Origin of the sequence: Streptomyces sp. NBC_00727 (assembly GCF_045161745.1) — a bacterium.
GTDB lineage: Bacteria > Actinomycetota > Actinomycetes > Streptomycetales > Streptomycetaceae > Streptomyces.
Genome location: NZ_CP108981.1, coordinates 6,646,321 through 6,662,624, shown reverse-complemented (window position 1 = coordinate 6,662,624; position 16,304 = coordinate 6,646,321). Strand labels below are relative to the sequence as shown.

At 72.2% G+C, this 16,304-nt stretch carries 18 protein-coding genes; 6 read left to right on the top strand and 12 right to left on the bottom strand.

Features of this window, described 5'->3' with window-relative positions; genetic code table 11:
* Window positions 1-48: 48 nt before the first annotated feature.
* Together OG242_RS30075 and OG242_RS30070 are read right to left on the bottom strand one after the other, a co-directional pair.
* Entirely contained in the window at window positions 49-2,223 is a 2,175-nt protein-coding gene (locus OG242_RS30075; RefSeq protein ID WP_405901152.1) for a putative bifunctional diguanylate cyclase/phosphodiesterase, read from the bottom strand.
* A complete protein-coding gene (locus tag OG242_RS30070; RefSeq protein ID WP_405901151.1) occupies window positions 2,220-3,038 on the bottom strand; it encodes an SAM-dependent methyltransferase in 819 nt (272 codons plus the stop codon). Before OG242_RS30070 ends, OG242_RS30075 begins: the two co-directional genes overlap by 4 nt.
* A gap of 1,115 nt (window positions 3,039-4,153) precedes the next feature.
* On the opposite strand from OG242_RS30070, the gene OG242_RS30065 reads away from it, so the two are divergent.
* A complete protein-coding gene (locus OG242_RS30065; protein ID WP_405901150.1) occupies window positions 4,154-4,921 on the top strand; it encodes a hypothetical protein in 768 nt (255 codons plus the stop codon).
* A 164-nt stretch (window positions 4,922-5,085) separates the two neighbouring features.
* Window positions 5,086-5,640, top strand: coding sequence for a hypothetical protein (locus OG242_RS30060; protein WP_405901149.1), 555 nt, complete (start codon window positions 5,086-5,088; stop codon window positions 5,638-5,640).
* Window positions 5,641-5,735: 95 nt separating this feature from the next.
* On the opposite strand, the gene OG242_RS30055 is transcribed toward OG242_RS30060, so the two are convergent.
* The gene (locus OG242_RS30055) at window positions 5,736-6,398 is read right to left on the bottom strand and encodes a hypothetical protein (protein ID WP_405901148.1); all 663 of its coding nucleotides are present in this window, start codon (window positions 6,396-6,398) and stop codon (window positions 5,736-5,738) included.
* A 313-nt stretch (window positions 6,399-6,711) separates the two neighbouring features.
* On the opposite strand from OG242_RS30055, the gene OG242_RS30050 reads away from it, so the two are divergent.
* Window positions 6,712-7,371 carry a class F sortase gene (locus OG242_RS30050; RefSeq protein WP_405901147.1) on the top strand — a complete coding sequence of 220 codons (660 nt, stop codon included), beginning with the start codon at window positions 6,712-6,714 and terminating at the stop codon, window positions 7,369-7,371.
* A gap of 9 nt (window positions 7,372-7,380) precedes the next feature.
* Here the strand turns inward: OG242_RS30050 and OG242_RS30045 are convergent, their stop codons facing one another.
* Entirely contained in the window at window positions 7,381-8,220 is an 840-nt protein-coding gene (locus OG242_RS30045; RefSeq protein ID WP_405901146.1) for a polysaccharide deacetylase family protein, read from the bottom strand.
* A gap of 163 nt (window positions 8,221-8,383) precedes the next feature.
* On the opposite strand from OG242_RS30045, the gene OG242_RS30040 reads away from it, so the two are divergent.
* Together OG242_RS30040 and OG242_RS30035 are read left to right on the top strand one after the other, a co-directional pair.
* On the top strand, window positions 8,384-8,845 hold the full coding sequence (locus OG242_RS30040; RefSeq protein WP_405901145.1) for a universal stress protein: 462 nt from the start codon (window positions 8,384-8,386) through the stop codon (window positions 8,843-8,845).
* Window positions 8,846-9,011: 166 nt separating this feature from the next.
* Window positions 9,012-9,581, top strand: coding sequence for a sigma-70 family RNA polymerase sigma factor (locus tag OG242_RS30035; RefSeq protein ID WP_405901144.1), 570 nt, complete (start codon window positions 9,012-9,014; stop codon window positions 9,579-9,581).
* Here the strand turns inward: OG242_RS30035 and OG242_RS30030 are convergent.
* Complete coding sequence (locus tag OG242_RS30030) at window positions 9,515-9,712, bottom strand: zf-HC2 domain-containing protein (protein ID WP_405901143.1); 198 nt, start codon at window positions 9,710-9,712, stop codon at window positions 9,515-9,517. The genes OG242_RS30035 and OG242_RS30030 overlap by 67 nt on opposite strands.
* 129 nt (window positions 9,713-9,841) lie before the next feature.
* Here OG242_RS30030 and OG242_RS30025 point away from each other — a divergent pair, with 129 nt between their 5' ends.
* On the top strand, window positions 9,842-10,345 hold the full coding sequence (locus OG242_RS30025) for a hypothetical protein (protein ID WP_405901142.1): 504 nt from the start codon (window positions 9,842-9,844) through the stop codon (window positions 10,343-10,345).
* A 10-nt stretch (window positions 10,346-10,355) separates the two neighbouring features.
* On the opposite strand, the gene OG242_RS30020 is transcribed toward OG242_RS30025, so the two are convergent.
* From OG242_RS30020 to OG242_RS29990, 7 genes are all read right to left on the bottom strand, one after another.
* Complete coding sequence (locus OG242_RS30020; protein ID WP_405901141.1) at window positions 10,356-11,546, bottom strand: sensor histidine kinase; 1,191 nt, start codon at window positions 11,544-11,546, stop codon at window positions 10,356-10,358.
* Window positions 11,543-13,024 (bottom strand): cation acetate symporter, encoded by a 1,482-nt coding sequence (locus OG242_RS30015; protein ID WP_405901140.1) that lies wholly within the window; start codon window positions 13,022-13,024, stop codon window positions 11,543-11,545. The genes OG242_RS30020 and OG242_RS30015 overlap by 4 nt, the downstream gene beginning before the upstream one ends.
* Window positions 13,021-13,383 carry a hypothetical protein gene (locus OG242_RS30010; RefSeq protein WP_037710719.1) on the bottom strand — a complete coding sequence of 121 codons (363 nt, stop codon included), beginning with the start codon at window positions 13,381-13,383 and terminating at the stop codon, window positions 13,021-13,023. Before OG242_RS30010 ends, OG242_RS30015 begins: the two co-directional genes overlap by 4 nt.
* Before the next feature lie 64 nt (window positions 13,384-13,447).
* Window positions 13,448-14,200, bottom strand: coding sequence for a LytR/AlgR family response regulator transcription factor (locus OG242_RS30005; RefSeq protein WP_405901139.1), 753 nt, complete (start codon window positions 14,198-14,200; stop codon window positions 13,448-13,450).
* Window positions 14,201-14,239: 39 nt separating this feature from the next.
* On the bottom strand, window positions 14,240-15,100 hold the full coding sequence (locus OG242_RS30000) for an Fpg/Nei family DNA glycosylase (RefSeq protein WP_405901138.1): 861 nt from the start codon (window positions 15,098-15,100) through the stop codon (window positions 14,240-14,242).
* Between the two features lie 33 nt (window positions 15,101-15,133).
* Window positions 15,134-15,991, bottom strand: a complete 858-nt coding sequence (locus OG242_RS29995; protein ID WP_405901137.1) for an amidohydrolase family protein — start codon at window positions 15,989-15,991, stop codon at window positions 15,134-15,136.
* Window position 15,992: 1 nt separating this feature from the next.
* Window positions 15,993-16,304, bottom strand: coding sequence for an L-rhamnose mutarotase (locus tag OG242_RS29990; protein ID WP_405901136.1), 312 nt, complete (start codon window positions 16,302-16,304; stop codon window positions 15,993-15,995).

The window sequence follows — 16,304 nt, the reverse complement described above, 5'->3', positions numbered from 1 at the left end:
GGCGGGCGGACACGGCTTCCTCGTAAAAAGGGTGTCCGCCCGCCCGGCTCACACCGCGTCGGCCAGCAGCAGCGAGTGGATGCGGTCCGGCGCGCCCGGGCGGGCGTAGTACCAGCCCTGGGCCGTGTCGCAGCCCAGCTGCCGCAGCTGCTCGGCCTGGGCGCCCGTCTCCACGCCCTCCACGGTGACCGCCAGGTCCAGGCTGTGCGCGAGCGAGACGATCCCCTCGACGATCTTGAGGTCGACCGGGTCCGCCGGATGGTGCTGCATCCCCTGGGTGAAGGACCGGTCCAGCTTCAGCACGCTCACCGGCAGCCGCCGCAGGTTCGCGAGGTTGGAGTACCCGGTGCCGAAGTCGTCCAGCGCGATGTCGACGCCCATCTCGGCCAGCTGGCGCAGCGGTTTGAGCAGGTCCTCGTCGGCGCCGATGAGCGCCGACTCGGTGACCTCCAGGCACAGGGCGCCCGCTTCGAGCCCGGAGCGCTCCAGGACGTCGACGGTCTCCGCGACCAGATGCGGGTGGTGCAGCTGGGCGGGCGAGAGGTTGACGTTGATGCGCAGCGGGCCGCCGTCGGTGTGCCGCTCCTGCCAGAAGTTGGCCTGCCGGACCGATTCCTCCAGGACCCAGCGGCCGAGCGGCACGATGAGCCCGGTGTGCTCGGCCAGCGCGATGAACCGGTCGGGCCCCAGCACCCCGTGCTGCGGGTGGCACCAGCGCACCAGGGCCTCCGCGCCGTGCACCGTGCCGTCGTGCAGGTGCACCAGCGGCTGGTACTCGATGAAGAACTCGCCGCGTTCCAGAGCGGCCGGCAGGGCCGTGGTCAGCCCGTGCCGGGTGATGGCCCGGGCGTCCGCTTCGGCGTCGGCCAGCTCGAAACGGTTGCCGCCCGCCGACTTGGCGCGGTACATGGTGATGTCGGCGCTGCGCAGGACCTCCGCGGCGCTGCGTTCCCCGGCGGGGCCCTCGACGACGCCGACGGAACCGCGGACGGTCAGCTCGCGCCCGTCGAGCCGGATGGGTGTGCCGAGCACGCCGAGGATGCGGCAGGCGAGTTCGTCGACCTCGGCGGGCGAGTCGAAGCTCGTCGTGAGGGCCACGAACTCGTCGCCGCCGAGCCGGGCGACCATCTCGCCGGGCGCGGTGGCACAGGTCTGGAGGCGGTCGGCGACCTCGACGAGCAGCCGGTCGCCCGCGGCGTGGCCGAGGCTGTCGTTGATCGCCTTGAAGCCGTCGAGGTCCAGGTAGCAGAGGCCGAAGCGGCTGCCGTCACCGGCTGAGAGCGCTTTCTCCAGGCGCTCGAAGAAGAGCGTCCGGTTGGGCAGGCCGGTGAGGGCGTCGTGGGTGGCCTCGTAGCGCAGCCGCAGGTTGAGGAGCCTGCGCTCGGTGGTGTCCTCCAGCAGCGCCAGCTGGTATTCGGGCCGGCCCTCGGAGTCGCGCAGCAGCGACACCGTCAGGTTGGTCCACAGGACGGTGCCGTCGTTGCGGTAGTACGGCTTCTCGACCCGGTAATGCTCGCGTTCGCCGCGTACCAGCTCGTTGTAGTACTTCCAGACCTGCGGGGAGTCCTCGGGGTGGACCCACTCGTTGACGCGGTGGCTGAGGACGTGGTTCTCCAGGCCGCCGAACATCCGGGTGAGGGTGTCGTTGATCTCCAGCACATTGCCGTCCAGGTCGGCGATGCCGATGCCGATCGCCGCGTCCTTGAAGACGGCCCGGAAGCGCGCCTCGGTGGCGTGCAGGGCCTGTTCGGCGTGGGAGCGGGCGGCGAGCGCCGACCGGGCGATGGCCTCCTGCTCGGCCAGCGTCCGTTCGCGCAGGGCCTGGGTGAAGCCGGCCGCCACCGCGTGCTGGACGCGGGCACAGCGGGAGCGGCTGTCCTCGGTGGTCAGGGCCACCGGCCCGTTGCTGCCGCAGTAGAGCACCAGGTAGGAGTCGACGACGCCGAGCGTGGAGCTCAGCGCGTCCGGGTCGGTGCAGTGGGCGGCGACGAGCGCGTCGCCCACCGACGCCGCCGCCGCCGGGTCGAACGGGCGGGCGTGCAGGGTCTCGCTGAGCGTGCGGGCCAGCGGGAGCAGGTGCTGCTCGAACTCCGGCCGGGTCATGGAGGTGGCCGTCGACGGGAAGATGGCGCGGCTCCAGATGGTGGCGAACCTCCGGAGCCGGTCCTCGGGGCCGTCGGGTGCCGCGTCCGGGCCTCCGGACGGCTGGGCGGGAATGCTCACGCCTTGCGTCCCACTCCCGCGATGCCCGAGAAGGCGTACGGGTCCTCGTTCTCGGGCGCCGCGGTGCTCTCGGGGCGCCACTCCGGCATCGCGACGAGGCCCGGCTCGACGACCTCGAAGCCGTCGAAGAAGCCTGCGACCTCCTCGCGGGTACGCATGATCAGCGGGTTGCGGATGTTCTGGTACACGCCGACCGCGCCGCCGGCCTCCTCGCGGGTCAGCGGAATGCCCTCGTACGCGGCGTGGGTGACGACCAGGAAGCTGCCGGGCGCCAGCATGTCGCGGAGCGCGGCGACGGCGGCCCGCGGGTCGTCGGAGTCCTCGATGAAATGGAGTACGGCGACGAGCAGCAGCGCCATGGGGCGGTCGAAGTCGAGGAGCTTGGCGACCTCGGGGCTGTCCCGGATCTCCTGGGGCCTGCGCAGGTCGGCGGTGGCGATCGTCGCGCCGTCGTTGCCCTCCAGGACCGCCCGACTGTGCGCTACCGCGACCGGGTCGTGGTCGACATAGGCGACCTTGGCCCCGGGGTCGATGGCCTGGGCGACCTCGTGGACATTGCCGAACGTGGGTATCCCGGAACCGATGTCGAGGAACTGGGTGACGCCCTCGCTCAGGGCGAATCGCACCGCCCGTCGCATGAACGCCCGGTTCGCCTGCATCACCTTGGGAAGTCCCGGCATGAACTCCATGGCCTTCCGGGCCGCTTCCCGGTCCACCTCGAAATTGTGCGAGCCGCCCAGATAGAAGTCATACATTCGGGACACGCTCGGCGTCGAAATGTCAATGCCTTGCGGTGCCCAGGCGGGACGCTCCATCGATGTCTCCAACAAGTCGCCACGGCGATCCGGCCATGTTCATGGTCAGTGTGGACCAGAGGCTACTGATCCATCGCCAAGAGGGCGAGTAGAAACGGAAATTAGCCGTCCGTTATTGGTCACACTCGCATGGCATGTGCAACCGCCTCGTCGCTGCCCGTCACATTCGGCGAACGGAAGGGATCAAATAGTTCACTCCCGGACTACTTTGGCGCACCGCCGGACTCGGCGCTCCCGGGGGCCGGCGTCATGTCCCGCGGGAGCCTTGGCCTTTGGCGCCCGCTGGGCGGATGCGCCGGGAACGGGGCGCGGCGACCGAGGTTCCGACGGACCGTCACCCCTAACCCCCGACACCGTTCCCACGTGTGGAATCCCCGGGTCCGGTGACGCCGGCTCGGAGGCCATTCTCGGCACGGGGGTCGACAATCGGCCATTTCCGAAGACAGAGGCCCGGCAGGGGCCTGTTCCTTTTCATCGCCTCTCCAAACCCTCCGCACTCCAGGTCCCCTCCATCAGGCGAATCCCCAGCGACTCCGGCGTGCCTGCGCGCGGCCCGGAACATGCTCCCCGTCGTGCACGGATCACTCATCTGGCGGCTGACCGCGGCGCTCGCGCTCACCTGGCTGCTGACAGCTCCCACCCCCGCGATCGCCGACAGCTGCGCGTACGCGTCCATCGGGGATGACGACGGCGGGACGGCCGTGGCCGTGAGCGGCGACGACAGCTGCTTCGCGGGGCCGGTGCCGGAGCCCACTCCGACGCCCACACCGAAACCGAAGCCCCCGCCTCCACCGCCGCCTCCCCCGAAACCGGCACCACCACCGCCGCCACCGCCCCCTCCGGCGCCCGAGCCCGAGGTGGCACCCCCGCCACCGCCTCCCCCTCCTCCGCCGCCCGCCCCCGCGCCGAAGCCCACGCCGAAACCGAAGCCCTCGCCGTCCGTACGCCCTTCGCCTTCCGTCACCCACATCGCGCTCCCCGCCTACCGCAGACCGGTGCGCAAGACACCGGAGCGCCACACCTCGTTGGTCTCGCTCACCTTGGTGATCACCGCCCCCGCGGTGTTCGCCGTCGCCGTGCTGCGGCCCCGTTCCCGATGAACCCCGGAGACGCTCATGTCGGAATGGCTCGTTCTCACTCTCGCCATGGTCGCGGCCACGGCCGTCGTCCTGACCATCGCCGTCCTCAGCAACCGCAGACTCCCCGAGGACGACGACCCGTCCGAAACCCCCGATGTCATCGAGTACATGACGATGATGATCGGCGTGATCTACGCCATCGTGCTGGGCCTCGCCATCGCGGGTGTCTGGGAGGGCCGGAGCGCCGCGCAGGAGTACGTACGCCAGGAGGCCCAGGCTCTGCACGAGGTGAGCGCGCGCTCCTCCGTCTACCCGCAGGAGGCACGCACCCGCATCCGGGCCGACGTCGACGCGTATGTGAGCTACGTGGTGCACGACGAGTGGCGGACCATGACCGAGCACGGGACGCTCAGCGACCGCGGGGCCGAGCTGCTGGACAAGGTACGGGCCGACGTCACGGACTACCGGCCGAAGACGGACCACGAGGGTGAGGCGTACCAGCCACTGGTCGACCAGGTGGCCGCCGCCGACGACGCCCGCAGTTCCCGGGGGCAGAGCGCCGGCGCGACCATGCCCGGGGTGGTGTGGTTCGGGCTGATCATCGGCGCCCTGGTGACCGTGGGGCTGATCTTCACCCTGCAGATCCGCCGGACGTTCCGGGAACTCCTGCTGGCGGGTCTCTTCAGTGTGCTGATCGCCTTCCTCCTCTTCCTGATCTGGGACTTCGACTCACCGTTCGGACGGGGCTTCTCGGCCACCGCCGCCCCCTTCCTCGACCTCTTCCCGGGGGCGGCGGACGGATAGCCGAGGACCGGTGCGCCGCCCGGGGGACAGCGGTGCCCCATTCGACGGACCCCGATCGCGGCCGGAATGCACCACTTCTAGCGTGGGCCGCATTCGAGGTGCATTTATGACGCTTTGTGGAAATCCGTTCCGCAGCTGCTCCTCGGGGACCCGGAGGATTCACCATGCGCGCAATACGTGTCGCCCCCGTCGCTCTGCTCGGCGCCGCAGCACTCGCCCTGACCGCCCCGGCCGTGACGGCGTACGCCGCGACCACGGGCGGTCCGTCGGGCGGCGGGAACGGGTACACCGTGACGCCGTCGGTGGTCGCGCCCGGGGGCAAGGTCACCCTGGCGGCCCGGGGATGCTCGACGACGGCCACGGCGTCCTCGGGGGTGTTCGACACCGTCACCATCCCGGTGAACGGCAGCAGCCAGGCCACCGTCGACCGGGACGCCAAGCCGGGCGCCGCCTACGAGGTGACGTTCATCTGCAACACCTCGCCCAGCTCCACGGCCAAGGTGAATCTCACCATCAGCGCGGCCACGGGCACGCCCACCACGAGCTCGACGAGCACCCGCGCCGCCACGGCCTCGCCGGCCGGGGTGCAGGGCGGTCTCGGCGGCAGCATCGACAGCGTGAACTCCGGTGAGATCGTGGCGGGCACCGCGCTCGCCGTGGCCGCCGGCGCCGGTGTCGTGTTCTTCGTGCGCCGCCGCAGGGAGAGCCGCTCGCACTGACCGGTACGAACGAATGGGCAACGAGAGTCGCCCCGGGTCCTGTCACAGGACCCGGGGCGACTTCGGTTATCGGTCCGGCGGGGGCGTCCTTGCGGTCAGGCCGCCCCATGACCCGTCCTCCGGCGGCGCATGACGTACATGCCTCCGCCGAGGGCCGCCGACGCGACGAGGCCCGCGCCGACACCCATCTCAGCCGGGCTCGCGGCCATCGAGCCGCCGAGCCCGCCCTGGGCGCCCCGGCTGTCGAGCACGGTGAAGCGGTGGCCGGCCGTCCGGTCGGTGCCGTCGCAACGGACCGTCAGGTTGTACGTGCCGGGCGTCGCGTCGTTGAGGATGCGGACCCGGGCGTGGCCGACCCGGCCGGCCGAGAGCCGGGTGGTGCGGAAGGCGTTGGACGAGACGCTGCCGCCCCGGCCGCAGCCCTCGGCGCTGACCTGCATGGCCGCGCCCTGGTGCACGCGCTGCGGGTCGACGGTCACGTTGTTCGGGCCGTTGTTGCGCCCGTTGCCGTTGTTGTTGCCGTTGTTGTTCCCGTTCCCGTTCCCGTTGCTGTTCCCGTTGTTGTTGCCGTTGTTGTTGCCGTTGTTCCAGCCGCCCTGGTCGTTCCAGTCGTTCTGGTTGTTGCCGTTGTTCTGGTTGTTGTTCTGGTTGTTGTTCTGGTTGTTCCCGACGTCTCCGCCGGCGGCCGCCATCGGGGCACCGACCCCGAGGGCGGCGACGGCGGCCGCGGCGACAACGAGAGCGCGTGTAGCACGCATCGTTCGAACCTCCACCGGGAAGCGCCCCGGGGCTCTGTGCGCCGGGATGGATCGACGAGAACGCCTCCCATGACGAACCCTCACCAGAACCTTGATCCACCGCATTTCGGCGCTGCTCCACACCGGTGATCCGACACGCCGTGCGAGCGCACCCGGAGAAGACGGACGCGCAGGTCACAGACCGTCAGAAGTTTTGTCCGCCCGCTACTCCGATAAGCATCCGGGTGGCTCGCCGCCACCCGTTCGCCCTTCTCTGATCGCCGCCCGGCCGCACCGGGCCTAGCGTTCTGCTCGTCGCGACGAAGGGAGAACCATGGGCCGGGACAACTGGCGACCGGAACGGATCAGACACTCGCCCTGGGGCGCGCTCGCCCTGGCGATGCTCACCGGTCTGGCACTGATGCGCAACGGCGCCGACCTCTCCCCCGGCCCGCCGCAGCCGGTCGCGGCCGCCTCGGTGGGGCACCTGAAGAACGTCCCCGCGGCCCCGGCGGCGGGCCCGGCCGTCAAACCGCTCCCGTACGCGCCCGTCGCCCGCCTGGCCATCCCCTCCATCCAGGTCGACGCCCCGGTCATCGACGTGGGCCTGGACCCGGACGGCTGGATCGAGACCCCGCCGCCGGAGGACCCGAACCTGGCCGGCTGGTACCAGAACGGCATCGCCCCGGGCCAGACCGGCACCTCCGTCATCGTCGGCCATGTCGACAACAAGGCGGGCCCGGCGGTCTTCTACGGACTGGGCTCGCTGAAGAAGGGCGACCGCGTCGAAGTCGACCGCAGCGACGACCGGGTGGCGGTCTTCGAGGTGTACGGCGTCGAGGTCTTCGCCAAGAACGACTTCCCCGGCGCCCGGGTCTACGGCGACACCGGTCAGCCGGAGCTGAGGGTCATCACCTGCGGCGGCGGCTACACCAAGGCCAACGGCTACGACGGCAACGTGGTGGTCTTCGCCCGCCTGGTGGACACCCGCTGACGCCGGGGTTCAGCGCCGCGGCACCGTGAGCCGGTATCCGTCGTCCAGCAGTTCCGGGAGATACCGGCGCAGCGCCGCCACGCTCTGCGAGCGGTCGCCGCCCGCGTCGTGCGAGAGCACCACCACTCCGGGGCCCGCCCCCTGCCTGACCCGGCGGACGATGCTGTCGGTGCCGGGCACGGTCCAGTCGAGGGTGTCCACGGTCCAGGCCATCGGTTCCATGCCCATGGCGGCACCGATCTCGAAGGAGTTGCGGTTCCACGCCCCGTAGGGCGCCCGGTACCAGAGCGGCGCCGCGCCGGTGATCTTCTCGATGGCCTCGCTGGTGCGGCCCAGCTCGTCGGTGACCCCGGCCCTGGAGAGCTTGGTGACCAGGGGGTGCGTCCACGTGTGGTTGCCCACGGTGTGCCCCTCGTCGGCGATCCGGCGTACGAGGTCGCGGTTGTCGTTCGCCATCTCCCCGCAGAGGAAGAACATCGCCCGTACGTCGTGCTCGCGCAGGGTGTCCAGGATGTGCGGGGTGTAGCGCGGATCGGGGCCGTCGTCGAAGGTCAGCACCATGGCGTGGCCGATGTCGGTCAGCTGCTCGAACGGCCGGGTGCGGACCGGCGGCGCCGCCGGGCGGTAGCGGGGCGGCGTGTGTCCCGTCATGGGCCGCAGCCTATAGGCGAGCGGCCGGGTCCGGAGGACGGCGGCCTGCGATCCGGCCGCCCCCGCCGCGGGCTTCGCCGGGCGGGGCGGCGAGGTGACGGGGTCCGCCACGACCAGGCTAACGGCGGTGGCGGTACCCAGGCCGGCGGCCAGCCGCAGGACCGTTCTGCGCGGGAACAGCCTGTGATCACTCTTCATGCCCCACTGCTCGCACGTCCGCCGGACCGCCCACCTCAGCGACACTGCTCGCCGGGTGTTTTGCACCCGGATGGCGGGAACGCGTCCGCGCACGTGGCGGGCGGTGCGCGGCACCGGGGAGGCCGGGCCGGGGGCCGACGGGTGAGCCGATAACCTCACTGCCGTGACAGATCAGCACTCCCATCAGTTCGAACGTGGCACAGACGGACCGAAGGTGATCGTGGCGGGCCTCGACGGTTCCGAGTCGTCGATGCGCGCCGCGGCCTACGCCGCCGGGCTCGCCCGGCGCCAACGGGCCATGCTGGCCCTGGTCTACGTCCAGCCCGTGCTCGCGGCGGGCGCGGCGCTCGGTGCCCCGGTCGGCGACGCCACGGGGGAGGTCGCCGAGGGCCTGGTGAGCGAGATCCGGGCGGCGACGGAGCGGCTGAAGGACATATGGGATGTGCGCTGGGAGTTCCACACCTTCCGCGGTGATCCGTACAACGGTCTGGTGACCGCCGCCGACGAGCTCAAGGCGGACGCCGTCGTCGTGGGTGCCTCGGAGTCCGCCGGGCACCGCTTCATCGGCTCGGTGGCCGTCCGCCTGGTGAAGGCCGGCCGCTGGCCGGTCACCGTGGTGCCGTAGCGCCCCCGTCCGGGGTGCCGCCCGACCGTTCACCGCACCATTCGCCGCTCTGAGCGACCGCTCGTCGCACGGGGCGGCGTTTGTCCTGTTCCTCGTGGCCTGAATGCGCTCGTATACGCCAGGTCGGCAGCGAGACGGCAGGACCTTGGCGGGAAGGGCGTTCATCATGACCACGACGACGACCGATGAGCGGGCCCTCGCGGAGCTCCAGCGCGAACACGGTCCCGCCCTGCTCCACTTCCTGCTCGGGCTGACGTTCGGCGACCGGCAGCGCGCCGAGGACCTGCTCCAGGAGACGCTGGTGCGGGCGTGGCAGCACCCGGAGGCGTTCGACGGCCCGTACGAGTCGATGCGGCCCTGGCTCTTCACCGTCGCCCGGCGGCTGGCGATCGACGCCCGGCGCTCCCGGCTGGCCCGGCCGGCCGAGGTCAGCGACGTGGTCCTGGAATGCGCCCCGGCCGGTGCCGACACCGCGGAGTCCGCCGTCGCGGCGCTCGATGTGCGTGAGGCGGTGCGCGCCCTGAGCCCGGAGCACCGGTCGGTGCTGGTGCAGATCTACTTCCGGGGGCTGAGCGTCGGCGAGACCGCGGAGTTGCTCGGGATACCGGCGGGCACGGTCAAGTCGCGTTCGTACTACGCGCTGCGGCTGCTTTCACGCCGGCTGCCCGGCTACTCCAGCAGGTCCTCCTCCCGCAGCAGCGCCAGCAGTTCCGCCGCCTCCGTGGTCGCCGCGTAGTCGGCGGCGCACCGGTCGCAGCCGCGCAGGTGGCGGGCGACGGTGCGGGCCTCGCCGGCGGTCAGCGCGTCCAGGACGTAGGCGCCCAGCAGTTGCCGTACATGCGGTCCCTCCCCGGGGTCGGCGGTCATCGCAACCTCATGTCTTTGACGGATCGAGTCCGGCGGATCCTGCTCTTCTGGCCACGCGGGGCGCGCTCCCCCGGTTCAATGCTGCGTGGGCCGCACGGCCCGGAGACCGAGGAGATGAGGCGATGCGGGATGCCTCCGGAACGTCATGAGGGGCCCGGCGAGGGCGAGCTGCCGGTCCCGATGGCCTGGATGTACGCGGAGTACCTCGCCGACGAGTTGCTGCGCACCGGTGACCTGATGGAGCCGGCGACGCTGGAGTACCGGGCGGGCCGTGACGCGCTGGCGCTGACCATCTTCCTGCTGGACGGTGCGGTGGCCGAGGCGCTGCCGGCCGCGCGGGTGGACGAGCTGCGGCTGCTCACCGCGTACGGGGCGCCGTGGCGCCGCTGGGTGTGCGAGCGGCTGCGCTCCCCCGTGCGCGGCTGCACCGGCGCGGACCTGGCGCTGGCCCGGGCGGCCTGGCGGTGGCTGGAGGGGACCGAGCTGCTTGCGGCCGACCTGGAGGCCATCGGCCCGCTGCCCTGGGAGCTGGAGGACGGCGCGGACCAGGACGTCGAGGAGACCGTGCAGGTGTGGACCCCGGCGTGGCAGCTGGGCCTGCCGCTGGGGCATCTCGCGGTGCACCTGTATTAGGGGGCGTCTGTCAGGAACCATGCACCCCGGCGCGGTACTTCGGCAGCCGTACGGTGATCCGCATCCCGGCGCCGATGCCCGTCTCGATGACGAGCCCGTAGTCGTCCCCGTACACCTGGCGGAGCCGTTCGTCGACGTTGAGCAGGCCGATGCCGGTGGATCTGCCGCCTTCTCCGCGCAGGATGTGGCGCAGCCGCTGGGGGTCCATGCCGGTGCCGTCGTCCTCGATGACGACCTCGGCCTCGGAGCCGGCGTCCAGGGCGCTGATGGTGATGCGGCTGGAGGTGACGGCTCCCTCCAGGCCGTGTTTGACGGCGTTCTCGACGAGCGGCTGGAGGCAGAGGAAGGGCAGGGCGACGGGCAGCACCTCGGGGGCGACCTGGAGGGTGACGGAGAGCCGTTCGCCGAAGCGGGCGCGGACCAGGGCGAGGTACTGGTCGATGGAGTGCAGTTCGTCGGCGAGGGTGGTGAAGTCGCCGTGGCTGCGGAACGAGTAGCGGGTGAAGTCGGCGAACTCCAGGAGCAGCTCGCGGGCCTGCTCCGGGTCGGTGCGGACGAAGGAGGCGATGGCGGCCAGTGAGTTGAAGATGAAGTGCGGGGAGATCTGGGCGCGCAGGGCCCTGATCTCGGCCTCGATCAGCTGGGTGCGGGAGCGGTCGAGTTCGGCGAGCTCGAGCTGGACGCAGACCCAGCGGGCGACCTCGCCCGCGGCCCGGGCCAGGACGGCCGATTCGCGCGGGGCGTAGGCGACGAGGGTGCCGAGGACGCGGTGGTCGACGGTCAGCGGCACGGCGACGGCCCACTTCAGCGGACAGTCCAGGTCGTCGCAGCCGCTGCGGAAGGCGGTGTCCCGGCCGGTCTCCAGGACCCCCGCGACCTGCTCCATGACGTGCCGGCCGTGGTGGTCGCCCTCGCCGTCCCAGACCAGGACCCCGTCGCGGTCGGTGAGGCAGAGCGCGTCGGTGCCCAGCAGCGAGCGCAGCCGGCGGGCGGACCTGCGGGCGCTGTCCTCGGTGAGCCCGGCGCGCAGCGGGGGCGCGGCCAGGGACGCGGTGTGCAGGGTCTCGAAGGTGGCGTGCTCGACGGGCGTGCCGACGTCGCTGGTGCGCAGGGGCCGGGCGGTGCGGCGGCCGAGCAGGAGGCCGCCGCCGAACAGCAGCAGGGCGAGCACGACGATGACGGCGTATCCGGCCCCGGTCACCGGTGCCTCCCGGTGGTGAGCGCTTCGGGCAGGTGGAAGCGGGTCATGGCGGCGTTGGTGCCGGGGGGTATCCGGCTCGGCGTGGCGAGGGAGACCAGGATCATGGCGAGGAAACCGACGGGCACGGACCAGACGGCGGGCCAGGCGAGCAGGGCGTGCGGCCACCCGGGCGGGCGTACCGCGCCGCTGACCGTGATGGCGACGGACAGCAGCGCGGAGCCGCCGCCCAGCAGCAGGCCGGCCACCGCGCCGGGCGGGGTGAGCCGGCGCCACCAGATGCCGAGGACCAGCAACGGGCAGAAGGAGGAGGCGGAGACGGCGAAGGCCATGCCCACGGAGTCGGCGACGGGGACCCGGCTGACCATCAGCGAGCCGGCCAGCGGCACGGAGATGGCGAGGACGGTGGCCAGCCGGAAGTGCCGTACGCCGCGCGAGGGCAGCACGTCCTGGGTGATGACCCCGGCGACGGCCATGGTGAGCCCGGACGCGGTGGACAGGAACGCGGCGAACGCGCCGCCCGCGACGAGCGCCCCGAGCAGGTCTCCGCCGAGTCCGCCGATGACCCGGCCGGGCAGCAGGAGCACGGCGGCGTCCGCGTCGCCGCCGTGGATCAGCTCGGGGGCGTACAGGCGGCCCAGCGCGCCGTAGACGGGCGGCAGGAGGTAGAAGACGCCGATGAGGGCGAGGACGGCGACGGTGGTGCGGCGGGCGTCGCGGCCGTTGGGGCTGGTGTAGAAGCGGACGACGACGTGCGGCAGGCCCATGGTGCCGAGGAAGGTGGCGACGATGAGGCCGTAGGTGGCGTACAGCGGATGGTCGGCGCGGAAGGCGGAGAGGTGTTCGTCGAAGGTGACGCGGGGCCGGCCGTCGCCCTGCCAGGCCAGCACCAGGAAGATCGCGGGGACGAGGAGCGCGGTCAGTTTCAGCCAGTACTGGAAGACCTGTACGAAGGTGATCGAGCGCATGCCGCCGGCTGCGACGGCGAGCACGACGACGGACGCGACCAGCACGTCGCCGAGCCAGCCGGGCGCCCCGGTGAGGATCTTGAGGGTGAGTCCGGCGCCCTGGAGCTGGGGCACGAGGTAGAGCCAGCCCGCGCCGACGACGAGGACGCTGACGAGTCGGCGCACCTGCCGGGACTCCAGGCGCCCTTCGGCGAAGTCGGGCAGGGTGTACGCCCCCGAGCGGCGCAGCGGTGCGGCGACGAAGACCAGCAGGACCAGATAGCCGGCGGTGTAGCCGACCGGGTACCAGAGCATGTCGGGGCCGTGGACGAGGACCAGTCCGGCGATGCCGAGGAAGGAGGCGGCGGAGAGGTATTCGCCGCTGATCGCGGCGGCGTTGAGCCGGGGGCGCACGGTGCGGGAGGCCACGTAGAAGTCGGAGGTGGTGCGCGAGATCCGCAGCCCGAATCCGCCGACGAGGACGGTGGCCAGGACGACGACGGCGACGGCCGTCACCGCGTACGCGCGGCTCACGGGGCGGGGCGGCCTTCCACGAGCCGGGCGAAGTCGCTCTCGTTGCGCTCGGCGCGGCGCACGTACCACCAGGCGAGCAGGGTGAGCGGCGGGTACGCGGCGAAGCCCAGGACGGCCCAGACGACGGCGGAGCTGTGCAGGGCCTCGAAGACGAGGGGCAGGGTGCCCACGACAGCGGCGAGGACCGCGAAGGCGGTCAGCCCGGCCCGCAACTGCCCGCGCATCAGCGAGCGGACGTAGGCACCGCCGAGCGCGGTCTGCTCGTCGATCTCCGACTGGGTGCGGTAGCGCGGCAGCGGGCGCACCCGCCGGGGCTCCCCCGTCACCACTTCGCGCCGGGGTGTGGGCTCTGCGGACATGGGGCCGGAGTGTAGGCGGCGTCCTGCCCTGCTGGGAAGGGGTTCCGGGCCCGGTAGCCGCTGGTCAGCGGCCGGTCCCGCGCATCAGCAGATCGCGCAGCGCGCGGGTGTGGCGGCGGCTGACGGCGAGTTCCGCGGTGCCGATGCGCACGCTCATGCTGCCCGCGTCCAGGCGCAGTTCGTCGATCCGGCCGAGGGCCACGAGGTGGCGGCGGTGGATGCGGACGAAGCCCCGGGTGCGCCAGCGCTCCTCCAGGGTGGTCAGGGGGACGCGGACGAGGTGGCTGCCGGTGGCGGTGTGCAGCCGGGCGTAGTCGCCCTGGGCCTCGGCGTAGGTGATGTCGTCGATCGGGACGAAGCGGATGACGCCGCCCAGCTCGACGGGGATCTGGTCGTGTGCGGTGTCGTGGACGGGGGCGGAGCGGTCCCCGACCTGCTCGGCGACCCGCCGGACGGCTTCGGCGAGGCGTTCGCGGCGGACCGGTTTGAGGACGTAGTCGACGGCCTTGAGGTCGAAGGCGTGCACGGCGAAGCCCTCGTGGGCGGTGACGAAGACGATGAGCGGGGGCGCGGCGAACCCGGCGAGGAGCTGGGCGACGTCGAGGCCGGTCAGTCCCGCCATGTGGATGTCGAGGAAGACCACGTCGATGGCGGACGGGTCGTCGGGCCCGGCGTCGACGGCGCCGCCGATGCGGCGCAGCGCCTCGGTGGCCCCGGTGGCTCCCTCCGCGCTGCGGATGCGGGGGTCGGCGCGCAGGAGGTAGAGGAGTTCCTCCAGTGCGGGTTCTTCGTCGTCGACGGCGAGTACGCGGAGCATGAGGCCGGAGTGTAGGGCCTGGTTCTCCGGACGGCGCCCCTACTTGAGCAGCCTGGACAGGCGACGGTCCGCGAGGGGTTTGCCGCCGGTCTGGCAGGTCGGGCAGTACTGGAGCGCGGAGTCGCTGAAGGAGACCTCGCGGATGGTGTCCCCGCAGGCCGGGCACGCCTGTCCGGTACGTCCGTGCACGCGCATCGCACTCTTCTTCTCGGCTTTCAGGCGGCCCGCCTCGACGCCTCCCGAACGAACCACGGCGTCCTCCAGGGTGGAGCGCATGGCGTCGTGGAGCCGGGTGATCTCCTCGTCGGTGAGGTTCGCGGTGAGCTTGAAGGGCGACATCTTCGCTACGTGCAGGATCTCGTCGCTGTAGGCGTTGCCGATCCCGGCGATGAGCGACTGGTCGCGCAGCGCGCCCTTGATCTGGCGCCGTTCCCCGGCGAGCAGCGCGGCGAACGCGTTTCGGTCGAAGGACGGGCCGAGCGGGTCGGGCCCCAGACGGGCGATCCCGGGCACCTCTGCCGGGTCGCGCACGAGGTGGACGGCGAGGCGCTTGGTGGTGCCGGCCTCGGTGAGGTCGAAGCCGTCGCCGCCGGTGAGGACGGTACGCAGGGCGAGCGGGCTCTTGCCGGGGCGCGGCGGGGCTGCCGGGAAGGCGTCGTTCCAGCGGAGCCAGCCGGCCCGGGCGAGGTGGGTGATCAGGTGGAGCGGGCCGACGCCGATGTCGAGGAACTTGCCGTGCCGCCGTACGTCGGTGGCCGTCCCGCCGTGCAGGGCGGTGAGCGGCGGGTCGTACGTCTTGAGGACGCTGATGGCGACGGGCAGGACGCGGTCGATCTCCTTGCCGACGAGGTGGTCGTCGAGGAAGAGCCGCAGTGCTTCGACTTCCGGCAGTTCGGGCATGCTCCCAGCCTGCCGCAGCGGCGCCCGGGACGCCTACCGAAGGCCGTACACGCGTTCGGCGGTGGTGGCGAGCACAGCGTCCCGCTCCTCCTCGCCCAGGCCCTCGATCAGGGTACGGGTGGTGTCCAGCACCTCTCCGTACGTCGCCGCGAGCCCGCACACCGGCCAGTCGGAGCCGAACATGAGCCGCCCGGGCCCGAAGGCGTCGATGACGGTCTCGGCGTACGGGCGCAGGTCCGCGGTGCTCCAGGTGCGCCAGTCCGCCTCGGTGACGAGCCCGGAGAGCTTGCAGACGGTGTTGGGGAGGGCGGCGAGGGCCCGCAGGTCGTCGGCCCAGGGCTGGGTGTGTCCGGTCGCGACGGGCGGTTTGCCCGCGTGGTCGAGCACGAACAAGAGGCCGGGGAGCGCGGCGGCGGCCCGGGTGGCGGCGGGCAGCTGGTGGGGCAGGACCACCAGGTCGTAGACGAGCCCGGCGTCGGCCACGGCGGCCAGGCCGCGCAGGACGTCGGGCCGCAGCAGCCAGTCCGGGTCGGGTTCGCCCTGGACCTGGTGGCGCAGGCCGACGAGCCGGTCGCCGCCGGGCAGTTCGCGCAGGGCGGCCAGGGTGCCGGCGATGTCCGGGGCGGTGAGGTCGCCCCAGCCGACGACGCCGGCGACCAGCTCGCTCCGGTCGGCGAGCGCCAGGAACTCGGGCGTCTCCTCGGCCGCGGTGACGGTCTGGACGAGCACGGTGGCGCCGACTCCGGCCGCGCGGGCCTCGGGCTCCAGTTCGGCCAGGGTGAAGTCGCGGCGCAGGGGGGCCAGCGCCTCGCCGGTGATCCAGTCCTGGTCGCGTACCGACAGGTCCCACACATGGTGGTGGGCGTCCACGACGCGGGGCCGGGCGGTCATCTCACAGCTCCCGGACCACGGGGAGCCCGGCTTCGGCGCCCTCGGCGGAGTGGTCGTGCGCGACGTCCAGGAGACCGTCCATCCGGGCCTGCCAGGCGACGTTGACGGGCAGCTGCTCCAGCTCCGCGGGGAGGCGCGCGTAGTCGTCGCAGTCGATGAGGTGGAACAGGTCGGTGCCGCTGCGCCAGATCGTCCAGGAGCGGGCGCCGGCCGCCCGGATCGCGCGGGTCAGCTCCGGCGGGACCTCGCGGTGCGCGGCCTCGTACTCCGCGGTGCGGTCGGCGCGGACCTTCGTATGAAGGGCGATCCGCAT